The following is a 14,488-nucleotide window of genomic DNA, read 5'->3' on the forward strand; positions in this document are numbered from 1 at the left end:
GGCCCACGCAACTAGCGTTGCGCAACTGGCTTCCAAGTCAAACCTTCTTTACCAGCCCATTTACCACGAGGACGGTAGATACGGTTGTTCGCGTATTGCTCGAATGCATGCGCACACCAGCCAGAGATACGAGAAGCTGCGAAGATTGGCGTGAACAAATCAGTTGGGATACCCATTGAGAAGTACACAGTCGCAGAATAGAAATCCACGTTCGGCATCAAGCCTTTTTCGTTGAACATTGTATCGTCGATCAAAGTCGACATTTGATACATAGTTTCCATACCCGCTGCTTTAGTCAATTTTTCAGACATACCGCGAAGGATACGAGCACGAGGGTCGCCATTTTTATAAACGCGGTGACCGATACCCATCACTTTTTCTTTCGCTTGAAGAGCGTCTTTTACGAATTGTTGAGCTTTATCCATTGTGCCGATTTTTTGAAGCATTAGGATAACTTGCTCGTTCGCACCACCGTGCAAAGGACCTTTCAAAGCACCAATCGCAGAAACGATTGCAGAGTGAAGATCAGACAATGAAGAAGCCGTTACGCGAGTCGCGAAAGCAGAGCAGTTCAATTCATGGTCAGCATGAAGGATCAAGCAAGTGTCCATAACTTTTACGTGTTCAGCATTTGGCTCTTTACCACCGCCCAACATGTACATCATGTTCCAAGCCATAGACTTGTCAGTTTTAGGAGCCACTGGCTCTTTACCTTTACGGATTGCATCGAATGCGCAAAGAAGAGTTCCCATTTTAGCTGTCAAACGAACAGACTTGCGAAGGTTTGCTTCAGCAGACATGTCGTTAGCATCTTTATCATAGTGAGCCATCAAAGATACAGCCGTGCGCAACCACCCCATCGGATGAACGTCAGTTGGAATACCTTTCAAAACTTTGATGAAGTCTGGAGACAATGCCATCTCGTTGTGAAGTTCTTTAGAGAACTTTTCCAACTCAGAAGCATTTGGAAGTTTGTCATTCCAAAGAAGATAAGTAACTTCTTCGAATGTAGAATTCGCAGCCAAATCGTCGATTGTGTAACCGCGGAAATTAAGATTATCGCCAACGATAAAAGATACTTTCGTTGTACAAGCGACTACGCCTTCAAGACCTTTATCTAAAGCGCCTTCGTAGATATTTACTTCAGCCATGTGGGGTTCCTTTCCAGTGGAAGTAGAATAAAATTAGTTCTATTAAAACAGCTAGTTCTTGGCAAGCTTGATCACTCGATCCTTCACCTCAGTGACGATCAGAGTTTGATCACGAACGGGATCTTCTTTGCCGGAATATTTTTGATTCGCGTATAAGATCTCGTTACGCAGCTCGTGAACACCCTGACGTGGCGCCTTTGATATGGCGTCCATCACATTGTGCCCACCCCATCCAACCCCCAACGAGTTCTGAGAGTTTTTAAGGCCTTCAGTCGCCAGTATCAGTCTATCACGAGGATTCAGTTGAATCGTGCGACTTTGAGGCTCCGTGTTAAAATCCTTACCCAGACTTGGACCGGTCGCAATCAATTCTGAAAGCGCATCCTTGCCGTAAATCTGGTGGAAGCCATCGATGTCGCCCACGGAACAATACTGAAATTCATAACTGCGTCGATCAACCACTCCGTAAAAGATGTTCGCTCGATCTTCGTTCTGAATATTTGGGAGTACGTCCTTAGCCAATATACTCACAACTTTGTGAGCTTCAAGGCCACGTCGTGCTTCCATCTGAGATGAAATTTTAATGATAACTGACAATAGCAGCGACGACAGAGAATAACCCGTTGCGCTGGAAATCAAGATTCCAAATTTGAGTTTGTCTTCATGCTCAAAGATATCAAAGTAGTCACCACCCGAGCGGGTTCCTGGCAAAAACTTTGTGGAGAATTCGAAACCTTGTACGTTTGGAAGCTCAGTAGGAGAAAGTTTCTTTTGCAGAGCCTGAGCCATTTTCAGCTCTTGACCCATTTGATGAATCATTTTTTCTAAAACTTGATTGGCTTTGCCTAACTCGAGGCGATAGCGATGAAGCTCGGCTTCTTTGACAGCGAGTTCATGTTCAAGATCGGAAATTCGTTCTTTAAGAGCGTTTGGGTCATTAGACATAACGCTCTTATTTTAGAGAGAATTTTAGGCCGAGTCAGGCAGTGATTCCTGAGTCGGCCCTAAGTCGGGTGGTTAAAGCCTGAGGTTAGCCCAGACTACTACTCTGCTTTGAAGTTCAAGATCAATTCAGCTTTCTGCTCGTCAGTCGCTTTCATCTTTTCATTCATAAGCTCAAATGCTTTGGCCAACAATGCAGTACGAGAACCATCAGCCATAAAAATAGCGGCGTCTTCTTTAGATTGGGCAATCACCTGCTTATAAGCGCAACCTGGTCCAGATGCACAGCTAATCGCCAACGAAGCAAACATCGCAGCAGTCACTGCGCTCATCGCAGACATTTGATCGTCTTGTTGAGTACGGCCGTATCCGCCACCGCCATGGTAACCACCGTTACCTGGATAGTAAACCGGACCTGGAGGAGGAGGAGGCGGAGCTGGATAGTATTGTGCCAATGCGGAAACACTTGTAAGCATAATGATTGCTGTAAGTACCGTCTTTTTCATAAGGACACCTTTCCTACTTCGAACGAAGTAGCGCTTGTAACATTGTTATATTCTGATTGCTGGTTTCGATTTCCTTCAGCAAAGCTGGGTCAGTCATCTTGTCAGCGATTTTTTTAGTTTCTTCTGAAATCTTGATTGCATCTTCCGCTTTTCTATTAACGATGGCGCTCGCCGATGCCATTTCCGAAGCATCTGGCAAACCATAACCGAGTCCGCGCGGTAGGAACGCAGATGGTTTTGCAAATAACTGTGAAAGTTCCAAATAATTATCTGCGGCTTGCTTGCCATCCTGACTTGCTTTGCCCTCTTTCGAAGTCGTCAAGGATTGCGTCAATTCGCTCATGATGTAGTTTTGAATCTGTCTTTGAGCTGCAAGTTCCAATACGAACAAAGCGGCCGTCATTTTCTTGTATTCAGGCTGGGACTTCTTAATCATCGAAATAACTTCTTTACGATAAGTCGCTGCCGATTCGATCCATTGTTTAAAATCTTTAGCACTCGTCAGACCCGCATCTTTCACGATGCCGAAAGTTTTTTGGTAGCGTTCTTCATAAGAATCAAAATAGTAACCAAGCTCCAAGGCTTGCTTTTTATCCGCGAACACGCGCTCATTACCAAGACCTTGTTTCAACAAAACATCGTAAAGACCTTTTGGAGTTTTGATCTCTGTGTTCATCATTCCTGGAGACAATAACACGGATTGCAATAGGTCCATTGTTTCTGTCGCGCAGTTGTTTGTGATGAATTTATATTTACCATTGTAGCCCCAGTGAATTTCCACAGAGCGTGCGATGAAATCGTTGATTTGCTGACGAGTGAAAGCCAAGGGCAAACTGCGAAGTGCGCGGAACTGACCTTTAGGATATTCATCAATTACTTGATTCAATGGCAAGATGAACAAACGTGACGGATAATCGCCCACCATACCGGCCCATGCGTTCAACTGCAGGGAATCCACAAAGGCACGGAAGCTCAACACCAGATGAAATTCAATATCACGAAGACAATCAGGTCCCACGACTTTACGCTGTGGAGAGCACATCACCAAACGGATCATCGAGTGACCCCAGCCAGATGATAACTCGCTACCCTTTTCTGCAAAAAGATAATGAATTTGGTAAACGCGTGAGGGATCAATCGCTTGAACTTGTGCTAATTTATATGAGCTATTTGGAATGACGTAACCCAACTGTTGATCGCAGGTTACATTTTGAAATGGCGTGTGTCTGAATTGGCTGGAAAGCACCTTATACATGCCAGGACGGCGGCACTTGTACTGAGGATCCATCAGGAAATATTCCATGTTCACAGCCAAGTATTCTTTAGTGTTTTCTAATTCATAACGATCTGGAGAACGTTGATTCAAACCGTTCTCGGACTGACCTGTCCACCCTGCCACTTGCAAGAAGTACGGGTTTTTCGAAAACGACGTCGTCATGTTTTCATAGTACTTACAAGCATACGGGCGAGCGCCATTTTGAATGCGCTCTTCTTTAGATTTTGCGAATTTCGTATCGCAACGCTCGATCCACTGTTTTTCGGAATCACTGTGAACGTTTGCAAAGTCATACAAGTGAGTTGTTTCATGAAGAACTGTCGCCAGGATTTCCGCATACATTGTTTTATGGGAACGATCTGTACGAGTAGAGTTCATGGGGCCTTTAACGATTTCAGCCAACGTGCTGTTATCCAAAGTCAGGTCCCGGCGGCTAAAGCTTGCCGCCCCCAATGCTCTTTGTAAACCAAAGGAGGGCAATTTACCGAAACGAATCTCCACTGTGCTTAATGCTGATTTTAGAGTTTCTGGAAGTCTTTGATCCGCTTCTTTCAATAAGGCTTGAACTGCCGCCTTTTGATTCGCCGATAGAGGCGTCACCACTTGGTATTCAAACGCATGAGCCGATACCGCTGTGATCAGTGGCAGAGAGAAAGCTACAATATGTTTGAAACAGGCTTTTTTAAGCATACGCTGCTACTTACAAACTTCCTGCCATAAGGACAGCGTCTCAAATAGAACCAATGGCTTTTAAGATGCGTAGATTGCTAGAGTTTTGAACAGGGTGCCGCTTTTGGGCAGCCATTATTGTTAGAATGACTCAAAACAAAAGCCACCCCCCGGGAGGGGATGGCTTCATGGAGGGAGAAACGTACAAAAAGGGGGGAACTATTTCAACTTCAAGATTTCTTCAGCGATTTGCATGTCAGTCGCTGTTGTTCTGTTCACAAAACGAACGTTTTCCAAAGCTGTCTCCAAGTTTGGACCGCGCACTTGACCACCCGTCGCTACGAACATCGCTGCGTCGTCTTGAGCGTTCATAAGGATTTGCTTATAGTCTGATTCCGCTGAGTTTTTTTGGCTCAATTTAACCGTCGTCGTGATTTCAAGAGCCATAGCATTCATAGACAGCGCTGATACCAAAACAAACAATACTGCTTTCATAGGTTTACTCCTTCGTGTTTTTTTAAATATTATTTAAGAGATAGAATTTGCTCTGCGATTTGCATGTCGGATGCAGATCTCGCTTTTTCGTTTACTGAACGAACAGCTTCCAAAGCACGCTCCAAGCGAGCACCGCGATTTTGACCATTAGATGCGATGAAAAGGGCAGCATCGTCTTTTGCCATCACCAATACCTGTTTATACTCCTCAGCAGAGGGATCTGTAGACATATCCCTAGTCGTCATAAAAGGTGACATAACCAGTTCCACTGTTGACGAGACAACCATATTCGTAGCTTGAGCAGCATTAACAGACATCAAAACCACGACCGTAATTAATACGTTCTTCATAGATTCTCCTAAGTCATTTAAAGATTCGGAATTCCATGTGCAACACGTGGACCACGATGAATACCGAATATCTTTCGTTTCAGATGGCTAAGGAATAGACACAGAGCAAATTTTGGAAACAAAAAGTGGATTACTCGCGTGTCATCGAAAAGCTCACATCCCATTTTGGGTTGGTCATATCGCTTTAAACGGTCCCACAATCTATCCATATTTAGGCAAACATTATCAACCATGCTAAGGGAACTCGCAAAAAAGGGGTTCTGTTTGTCCTTGATAACCTATTACTTTCATTTCAAACCATTGGTGGCTGAAATCTTTGTCAGAAGCGCAGCCCCACTAGCAGCTGTCTCTTTGGTTCTGTGGCTGATCACAATTTATAGAGAACAGCGAAATGAAATTGTAGAGCATTTCAATCGTAACATTTGGGGGCTTTTGTTATCAGTGGCACTCGCATCGGTGATTTTTTTGATCCTGCGAGTTGGCTATCGCGTATTAAGTGATGAAACAAATCTTTTGGGAGTCTCCCGAGACATCGCCACCCACTTTCAGTCCTATAACTTCATGCAGGGGATCTATTTCCCTGATGATCACTATATGGTTATCGAAAATGAAATCCCCACAAGGCCTGTGATGTTTCCTCTGATGGCGGCTCTTTTGCATTTATTTTTTGGAATCTCAGCAAACAACTTTTTCATTCTTAACTTCTTCCTGTTCGTGGCACTTTTGTTTACATTTTACTGTCTTTTGAAAAACAAGGGGCCTTGGGTCCAAGTTGCAGGGACGATCTTACTTGCCATGAATGCTTCGCTTGCTTGGCACGTAGCTTCGGCAGGATTTGATTTGTGCTCTTTGTTGTTCGCATTCTGGACGTTCCTCTTTTTATGGAAATACCTTAGCGAGCCTTGTTCCAAGAATTTTAAATTATTGGCTTTTACATCGTTGATGTTTATTCAAATTCGCTACGAGTCGGTTATGTATATGCCGATTATTATGACAGCCATGATATGCCTTCACGGCAGAGAGACTTGGCAACGGGTGCGCCAAAGCCCGTGGCTTTTACTATTTCCGCTACTACTTACGCCCCTAGTTCTGCAGCGCTTTCTGACATGGGGACGTTTTGAAAATGCACCGGAACTTCCTCCATTTACGTATAAAAACATCCCAAATCATGGTGCTATTTTTTTAGAATTCTTTTTTAACCACAAGGATTCAATCTACCCACTGATTACCAATGCTTTGGGACTTGCAGGTGCCATCTTACTTTTTAGAATTTACCGCGATCGTAAAACCAGACTGTTCATTCATACATGTACCGTCGCATCTTTGGCTTTGTTGATTCTGATGTTATGCCACCATATGGGGCGAGCGAATGTCTATACCCAGTATCGTTTATTTATGCCCTTAACAGTGGTCCTTCTCGCGGCATTTTGTTTCTCACTGTCGGAAAATAAAAAAGTTTTGTGGGCTTTATCGCCTCTATTAGTGATGCAAGTATTTATGGGTTATCGCTTTTTGAATGAACATAGGGACTTTGAAGATTTACCAAGAGAGATGAAAATCATTGAAGAGTTTCTGGCCCGCGATCCACAGAATAATTCTCTTTTTATCTATCATCGTCCGGGACAAATCACCTCCTCAGGACACTCGTCCGTTATTTCAAAATATTTTTCCTATCACAATGATTTATTCAGGGTGTGGCGAAACTTTGGATCGATTGGCAAGATTTACGAAATCAATCAGACATGGCACTTTGGTGATGTTGAATTGCCAATATACCCGGGCTGGAGACGGATCCCCATAGAAACCTATCCTCAGTCACCGTTTTCGCATTTACAAATTGATGAGCTGATCCCGGAAGTTAAAGGCCTGCAGGATCAGTAAAGATTTAGATCAAAGATTCGATCTTTGTCAGCTCGGCTTCTTCGGCTTTAAGGCGAAGTTGGATGTGTTCGGGAACTTGCCCTTGCTGCAGGCTATTTAGACCCTGCATGTGATAACGAACTTCACTGAGGCGCTTGTGAATTTTCGCTTTAGCCCACTGATAAACACCCGCTGATGCATACTCCTCAGAGAACCATACTGCAGAAATATATTTAGCATCCTGGATTTCGTCGACCTTCGTTGCTCCTCCGAAGTGTCCCCAAACCATCTGAGCCACGAACTCGACGCCCAAAATAATCAAGAACAAGAGCACAAATTGAACGCTTTTGTCTTGATACGCGGTCATCTCGGAAGTGTAACCCATGTTCATGGTTACACGCACTTCACCAGCCAGCAATAAGCCCAAAATCGTTCCCAGAATAGAAGCCAACGAAAACTGCATACCCACACGACGACAATCTTGATTCAAAGATCTCGTGTGCCACCAGAACAGCAGCATGCGACCGATGCGCTCCCCTGCGACCAAGGCAATAGCTCCATTGATGGAAATCGCGTTTACGAATAACAACGACAATCCCAAAGCCAGAGACCAGAACTCCACTCGCACAACCAAGCTAATCAACGCTGCTGCCAACAAAATCGAAACAATCGAAACGATTCGTCCATCCGCCAAGAAAAAGGCGAATTCACTTTGTCCCAAGGCCATAATTAAAACGTTGGAGTTTTTTAGAACCAACTCGCCACCAATCAAAAAGATTCCTGTACCCATGATCCACTGTAAAACTGTGCGCGTTTTAGGAGTCAGTACAGACGAAATCAGACCCAAAACACAAAGCCCCAACAGGAAGGATCCGTTAAAGCTTAAAAACAGCATTCCCAGAAGAGCCACCCACCATGCACCGATCGTGGATAAACACATCACCAGAACGGCGGGACGCAAACTTAGAACGCGCAAGTTATAAAGCCCCATTCCCGCATACAAAGATTTTTGCGGAGAGACTTCGAGCAACACCACGTCCAAGCAGTATTGAAACATTTTGATCATTTTCGGTTGATCTAAGTTTTTATCGAGGAAATATTTTTGGAATCCTTGAAAAAGCAAAGCCGCATATTTTTGCGACATCGTTAGACCAAACATCATCAGGACAAAACTACCCAACCACATAAGAATCATAACGAACCACCTTTCCTTCAAACGAATGAATCACGCCCGGCAATAGCTGTTCCGCATGGATAGGTCGTTTCACCACCACACGTCTTACGGGCCACTTCAAAGCTTCTTTTAAAACTTCAGCGGCATCATCGTCGTGACCAACTAGATCGCGGAAAACCACCATTTCCTGTTTCGGTAAAGACGATTTCTTTTTATGCGGATACATGGGATCGAAATAAATCGAATCGATTTCGATTTTACCTTTCTGTTCACGCAAGAAATCCAAGCTGTTTGCAAAATGCAGCTGATAGGATTTGAGATATTCTTTCTGAGTTTTGGCAAAGGCTTCACTTAACAGCGCATACAAAACCGGAGAGCGCTCCACACCCGTCACTTGAAATCCCAACTGAGTCAGGAACACACTGTCGATCCCCATGCCTACAGAAAGATCTAAGATCTTTTTGCAGCCTTTGGCAGCACCCAACGCCTTAGCGATCATTTCTTGTTTTCCGCGGTGACCCTTGCGCTCGTAATCCAGATGGTTTTTATCGAAATCAAATTCAAGCAAACGCTTGTCCTGATCGCGCACGAAAACGCGATCGCCTTCGATGTTGAATCGGAAATAATAAGAATCAATTGATGGAGGATTTAGGGGACAGTTTAAAAACTGCGACCAGTGCTGTCCCTTAGCCATTCCTGCTTCATCGGCGATGACACAGATTTTTTTTATCTCGCCAGCAGCAGATACCAAAGACATTCAAACACCCACAGTCCAATTGTGAATAAGAACAAAGTGAAACCGTATTTGAAAACCTGGCGCAGATCACCACCCACCGGGCTTGAAAGACTTTTTAACTTAGAAATAAAGGTGAACGACAAGAACACCAGGGCAATACTCACGTAAATACCCCAGTACTTACCAGCATAGACCAGGTGATAAAACAGATTGATGCACAAGAAAATCGCCCACCACAGCGCGATCAAACGACGAGAACGATCAAAGCCCAAACAATTCACGGTATTTCGGAACCCCGCCTGACTGCTTGGTAAAATGTTGATGAAGTTACGAAGATGAACCACAAATAATACGGCCCAACCCCAAACAACACCAATCCATAGGGATTCTTTATCAAACGGCGCACCCATTGCCAGCTGATATCCCACCGTTAACAACGGACCAAACATCAAGAATAACGAAATCTCGCCACCAATTTTATATTTAAACGAAATGCGCTTTTGGAATTGTGCCCACAAACCGATGATCGCTCCCACGACTACCACATAGGCTACTTCGTTGTAGGCCATCATCACTGGGACCGCACACATCAACGACAGGATCAAAAAAGTCGTCGAGAGATTTTTAATATGTGAAGCCGTCGTCCAACCATTTTGAATGGCGCGACTGCCACTGCGCTCAAGGACTCGATCCACACCACGTACGTGATCAGTATAGTCATTGCGAAGGTTCACAGAGATAAAGGCAAAGATCACACCGATCGTCGCAATCAGGCAAGAGATCGGATCACGAATCGTCTGATCCGCGATGTTTTTAGTCAGAATTAAAAAAAGAGGTACTAAGATGAATAGGAAACTTCTGAACTTGACCGTCTTCATAATGCGCACGATGCGCGGAGGAAACTCTAGGGAACTCACCGGAACGATTTTGAAGGTCACTGTTTCAGAGGCTGAATTTACATTCAGCGTCTGTACAGGCAAAGCACGCTTATCCTTGGCAAAAGTGCCAAGCAGATAGGATTCGAATTGAGGCGAGCTTTTGCTTAAGGTAACGAACTCACTCACGAAGAAGGCTTCCTTCTCCAGTAAAGAATCTCAGTCAACGGACGAAGTTGATCGATCAGTTTTTCCTCACCAGGTTTCAAATGCTTTTTCAAACGTTCCAAGTGATGATCGTACATGGCGATCAAACCTTTGTTCATTTCGTCGAAGGCTTCCACTTTCTTATCGAAAGTTTCTTTGCCGCCGATGCTTGCATAGTACTGTTCCAGATTTTTAGACTTTACGATTTGATCGATCTCTTGGCGAGAACGACCGGCCGTGATGTAGGCACCGAAGGAATTTAGGTAACCTGATTTAAGATCTCCCAAGATCGCTTTGCCTTCTTCGTTACGGATGTCATAATCCAAAAGGTCATCAGAGCGTTGGAATAACTGACCCAGCAACGTCCCCATCTCTTCCAAGATTTGGTGAAGTTCAGCATCATAGCGTTCCTGTGCAATAAATGGAGCGCGAATACACCATTTGAACAACGAAGCCGTTTTCAAATTATGAATGCGATCCAACTGTTCAAGAGTCACAAAATAATCGCCGATCACAGAGTCCTGCAACCACTCGCCTTCCAAAAGGTCCGAGATGATTTCAGCTGTGTATTGAACAAGTTTGATATTGCCGTGGCCAGAAAGATTCACCATCACGCGTGCAAGCAAGTAATCCCCTGCAAGGACTGCGTACTCCGGAGTAAACTTTAACCATGCCGTCGTTTTGCCACGACGAAGATGCGAACGATCGATCAAATCGTCATGCAACAACGAAGCGTTGTGAATAAACTCAATCGTTTGCGCCAACAGATGTTCCGATTTTCCGTCCAAGGAAATACTCGAAGCCATCATGCGAATCAATTTCGCGCGGAATCCTTTGCCTCCAGAAAAGAGGTCGTCATAAAGCTTATTCAGCTTTGGTAGGTAGGCAGGGAAATCCCTGGAATCATAGACTTTCAGATCAATGACATTGCGCGACAATTAAGACTCCTAATGAGGCCCCAAAATGGCGATATTCGCGCTTGCTGTCAAGGGCAGAACAGCCTTAAAGTTCCAGTCATTATGAATAAAGTCTTCCGAACGAAAAAGACCCTGACTTTCAGGGAAGCTGACCCTGCGAAAATCATGTTTTTCGGGAATATTTACGGTTTTGCCCACGATGCCTTCGAGCAATTCATTGTGGATGCCGGGTATACCTGGAAAGAATATTTTCACGATCCGGATTTTGCGATCCCCCTTCGTCACTCTGAAGCCAATTATCTGGCGCCGTTTTTCCCCGGAGAAACCTACGACATCGCAGTTACAGTTGCGAGTTTTGGGGAAACTTCGTACAAGATGAAATACGTTTTCACTCAAGGGACCAAAACACATGCCATCGTTACGATGGTGCATGCCGTTTTGGATATGAAGACGAAACAGAAAGCGGCGATTCCAGCGAAAATGAAATCGCGCTTGGAACCTTACCTCGAACAACCGGGAGTTTAATTGGAAGAGTTCAAGTTCACAGGCAAAGAATGGTGGCGTGAAGGCGTTCGTTTTGAATGCACGGGTTCAGGCAAATGCTGTACTTCTCACGGAGAATACGGATTTGTTTATTTGAATCTTGAGGACCGCCAACGTTTTGCTAAGCACATGAACATCAGCACTGCTGCGTTCACCCGTCGTTACTGCGAAAAAACGGGCGGCATCTGGCACTTGAAAGAAGATCCAAAAAATACCGACTGCATGTTCCTTAAAGGCAAGGGCTGCGGAATGTATGAAGCTCGCCCGACACAATGTCGTACATGGCCGTTCTGGCCGGAAGTTATGAATGCCAAATCTTGGGCAAAGGATGTGAAAGCATTCTGTCCTGGAGTAGGACGCGGCAACCTTGTTCCCGCCGAAAGCATCGAGCGCCAATTACGCGAACAAATCGAAAGCGAAAAGGGCTGGGGAAAATAATCCCCACGTCTCGCTTTGAAACATCTTGAGACGCCAATCTTGCACTATTCTTACAATCTGAAAGTTTCTCAATCTAGGTCTTAAGACAAAAGGTTTGGGCGACGAAGAGTAATGCATGATCCACGCAAGTGTAAAATCAGCCTTACTTCTGTTCGTATCGGTGGCTATTCTATCAGGGTGTGAAGACCCTGCCGTTAACGTGTTAACGTTAGGAAGAAAATTAGCAGCACCGGTTTTAACCAGTTCAAGTCCTTTTGATCAGGATTTGGAAACACAAGGCTATGTTCGCATCACGGGTACGTGTGATCCGCGCGTGGGTTCAATCTCTATCAGTTTTGACGATGCCACTTGGAAATACGCACCGTCTTCCACGACGACGGCAACAACTGCTGGCAATACCAGTACGACAGTTACCAATGACAACGATTGTGCTGATGGAAAATTTGATATCTATCTGACCAAATCGGACATCTTAAACACATGGGGTATTGATACTGACAGTGACAGCACTGATGTCACAAACATCTATATAAAAGGTGAAGCGTGGTTCGGTGACACCAGAACTTTGACTTTGACGGATCCCAAGAAAAACGACCCCACACAAAGTGGACAAGCTGCCAAAGTGGTTTTGCGCAAAGTCTTTCCGGCAGGTTTTGGTGGTGCGGGTACTTGTGAAATGTTTAATGCTGTGGTGGTTGATGCCAATGGAAATGAAACATCATCGCGCACAGCTTTAACATTCGGATTGTCTAACACTACCGGCGCCGATATTCCGGCTTATTCCTCTGCCAGCGATTGCTTATCAACTTATAATCCTAAAACTGCTTTCGGAATTGCAGCAAACTCAAGTAACATCTTCATTTACATAAAGATGCCAACAACTCCCCTGGATACGGCTATTGGATTTAATGTGACGAATCTGTCTTCATTAAGTGCACCATCCACAGCAACGGCTGTGATTTTGCGTGATCCGGCCTCCAGCCGTCGTTTTATCGCAGCCACTGACATGCCATCAACGATGTATAAAAACGTCTGCTATCCTGTGACTTTGCAGCGCATGGATTACAACAAGACATCTCCGTATACATATACTTCTGTAAACTTAACTTTAAGTCCAAGCGACTCAAAACTTCAGTTCTTTGCCGCAAGCGACTGCTCTTCATCTTCGGCAACAACAGTTGCAACAATTGGCCCTTCCGTTTACTCCGTAACGATTTACGCAAAATATGCAATGTCGGGCGCCAGCACGACGACATTCACGAAAATCAACCTGAACTACACCGCATCGGATTCGAATTTCGATACACCTGCGATTCCATTCCGAGTTGATTTGTCGGATAAGACTGCCGTTGCAAAAATTGATTTCTGGGGTCCAAATACTTTAAGCCGTAACATCTGCCATCCTTATACCGTCGTCACCGCAAACAGCAACTGGACATCTGTTCCTGCTGACAAAGACTATTTCGTCAGCTTTGCTTCAAGCCAAACGGCGGCAGGCCTTGAATTCTATTCTGATTCTGGATGCTCGACTTCAGCTTCGACCTTAACCATCACTCAAGGGGCTATTGGATCGAAAGTTTATGTGAAAGCCACTGCAGGACAAAATGCGACAAGCCAAATCAGCATGTCATCGACAGGATTAAATACTGTCACTCGTGATGTGACTGTGGGAGTCGTGGCAACGAACTATTATTTCGACATGGCCCAAAGTTATACCATCACGAAAGATACTTGTACTTACTTGATGTTGAACTTATCTGACTCGACAGGAACAGCCATCCCTGCCTTGAGTCCTATCAACTTATTATTCACAGTAAACTCGGCAGGCTCCGTAGCTGGTGATGTCACATTGTATACGGATTCAAGCTGTACAACAGGCTATGCTGAAAATGTTCCTGCAGCTATCAGTCCATACAGTACGAATAATTATAAGTTCTATGTGAAAGTAGCCGCTAGCTACACAGGAACAAGCCTGACCCTTTTATTTACAGGAACAGGCCTTCTAACTTTGCCACTCATGTACGGGACGTTTGCAGTTGGTCCTTAGAGCTTTTCTCTCAAAAGCTCTAAGAAAGCTTCACGATCCTTTTCAGGATGCATGATGAAGCTTTCTGTTTTGTCGTTAGACGCAACGGTGATCGCCTGAAACTCATCAATGCAAATATCCAAGCAACTCGAAGTCACTACGCGAATTTTTTTCCCGTCACCGCTTTCCTTCAGGCTTTTCTTATAATACATCTTTAAAAAATCTGCGACGTTCGCTTCTTTCATACCCGAAATTGATTTACCACACTTAGTGCAAATCATCACAACGGCATCACTCCAAGGATTTTCTTCTTTGCGAATCAT

General features: G+C 44.5%; 15 protein-coding genes. 4 read left to right on the forward strand and 11 right to left on the reverse strand.

Going from position 1 to position 14,488, the window contains the following annotated elements:
* Positions 1-11: 11 nt before the first annotated feature.
* The 6 genes from B9G69_RS05790 to B9G69_RS05815 all read right to left on the reverse strand — a co-directional run bounded on the left by B9G69_RS05790 (position 12) and on the right by B9G69_RS05815 (position 5,389).
* The gene (locus B9G69_RS05790) at positions 12-1,151 is read right to left on the reverse strand and encodes a citrate synthase (RefSeq protein WP_088615556.1); all 1,140 of its coding nucleotides are present in this window, start codon (positions 1,149-1,151) and stop codon (positions 12-14) included.
* 51 nt (positions 1,152-1,202) lie between these two features.
* On the reverse strand, positions 1,203-2,096 hold the full coding sequence (locus tag B9G69_RS05795; protein WP_088615557.1) for a PP2C family protein-serine/threonine phosphatase: 894 nt from the start codon (positions 2,094-2,096) through the stop codon (positions 1,203-1,205).
* A 98-nt stretch (positions 2,097-2,194) separates the two neighbouring features.
* The gene (locus tag B9G69_RS05800) at positions 2,195-2,599 is read right to left on the reverse strand and encodes a hypothetical protein (RefSeq protein WP_088615558.1); all 405 of its coding nucleotides are present in this window, start codon (positions 2,597-2,599) and stop codon (positions 2,195-2,197) included.
* A gap of 13 nt (positions 2,600-2,612) precedes the next feature.
* Complete coding sequence (locus B9G69_RS05805; RefSeq protein ID WP_088615559.1) at positions 2,613-4,565, reverse strand: DUF4105 domain-containing protein; 1,953 nt, start codon at positions 4,563-4,565, stop codon at positions 2,613-2,615.
* Between the two features lie 198 nt (positions 4,566-4,763).
* Positions 4,764-5,039: a DUF2388 domain-containing protein gene (locus B9G69_RS05810; RefSeq protein ID WP_088615560.1), complete on the reverse strand. Its 276-nt coding sequence runs from the start codon at positions 5,037-5,039 to the stop codon at positions 4,764-4,766.
* A gap of 29 nt (positions 5,040-5,068) precedes the next feature.
* On the reverse strand, positions 5,069-5,389 hold the full coding sequence (locus B9G69_RS05815; protein ID WP_088615561.1) for a DUF2388 domain-containing protein: 321 nt from the start codon (positions 5,387-5,389) through the stop codon (positions 5,069-5,071).
* Between the two features lie 303 nt (positions 5,390-5,692).
* On the opposite strand from B9G69_RS05815, the gene B9G69_RS05820 reads away from it, so the two are divergent.
* The gene (locus B9G69_RS05820) at positions 5,693-7,270 is read left to right on the forward strand and encodes a hypothetical protein (protein WP_141096927.1); all 1,578 of its coding nucleotides are present in this window, start codon (positions 5,693-5,695) and stop codon (positions 7,268-7,270) included.
* 4 nt (positions 7,271-7,274) lie between these two features.
* On the opposite strand, the gene B9G69_RS05825 is transcribed toward B9G69_RS05820, so the two are convergent.
* From B9G69_RS05825 to B9G69_RS05840, 4 genes are read right to left on the reverse strand one after another with little or no spacing between them, the layout of a single operon-like run.
* Positions 7,275-8,444, reverse strand: a complete 1,170-nt coding sequence (locus tag B9G69_RS05825) for a hypothetical protein (protein ID WP_254916875.1) — start codon at positions 8,442-8,444, stop codon at positions 7,275-7,277.
* Positions 8,422-9,180 (reverse strand): class I SAM-dependent methyltransferase, encoded by a 759-nt coding sequence (locus B9G69_RS05830; RefSeq protein ID WP_088615564.1) that lies wholly within the window; start codon positions 9,178-9,180, stop codon positions 8,422-8,424. The genes B9G69_RS05825 and B9G69_RS05830 overlap by 23 nt, the downstream gene beginning before the upstream one ends.
* Entirely contained in the window at positions 9,150-10,223 is a 1,074-nt protein-coding gene (locus tag B9G69_RS05835) for a prenyltransferase (RefSeq protein WP_088615565.1), read from the reverse strand. The genes B9G69_RS05830 and B9G69_RS05835 overlap by 31 nt, the downstream gene beginning before the upstream one ends.
* Entirely contained in the window at positions 10,220-11,179 is a 960-nt protein-coding gene (locus B9G69_RS05840) for a polyprenyl synthetase family protein (RefSeq protein ID WP_088615566.1), read from the reverse strand. The genes B9G69_RS05835 and B9G69_RS05840 overlap by 4 nt, the downstream gene beginning before the upstream one ends.
* Positions 11,180-11,260: 81 nt before the next feature.
* Here B9G69_RS05840 and B9G69_RS05845 point away from each other — a divergent pair, with 81 nt between their 5' ends.
* From B9G69_RS05845 to B9G69_RS05855, 3 genes are all read left to right on the forward strand, one after another.
* Positions 11,261-11,683 carry an acyl-CoA thioesterase gene (locus B9G69_RS05845; RefSeq protein WP_088617177.1) on the forward strand — a complete coding sequence of 141 codons (423 nt, stop codon included), beginning with the start codon at positions 11,261-11,263 and terminating at the stop codon, positions 11,681-11,683.
* A complete protein-coding gene (locus tag B9G69_RS05850) occupies positions 11,684-12,139 on the forward strand; it encodes a YkgJ family cysteine cluster protein (RefSeq protein WP_088615567.1) in 456 nt (151 codons plus the stop codon).
* Between the two features lie 115 nt (positions 12,140-12,254).
* The gene (locus tag B9G69_RS05855; protein WP_088615568.1) at positions 12,255-14,186 is read left to right on the forward strand and encodes a hypothetical protein; all 1,932 of its coding nucleotides are present in this window, start codon (positions 12,255-12,257) and stop codon (positions 14,184-14,186) included.
* Here B9G69_RS05855 and B9G69_RS05860 read toward each other — a convergent pair.
* On the reverse strand, positions 14,183-14,488 hold the full coding sequence (locus tag B9G69_RS05860) for a (2Fe-2S) ferredoxin domain-containing protein (RefSeq protein WP_254916876.1): 306 nt from the start codon (positions 14,486-14,488) through the stop codon (positions 14,183-14,185). The genes B9G69_RS05855 and B9G69_RS05860 overlap by 4 nt on opposite strands.

The organism is Bdellovibrio sp. SKB1291214, assembly GCF_002209355.2.
GTDB lineage: Bacteria > Bdellovibrionota > Bdellovibrionia > Bdellovibrionales > Bdellovibrionaceae > Bdellovibrio.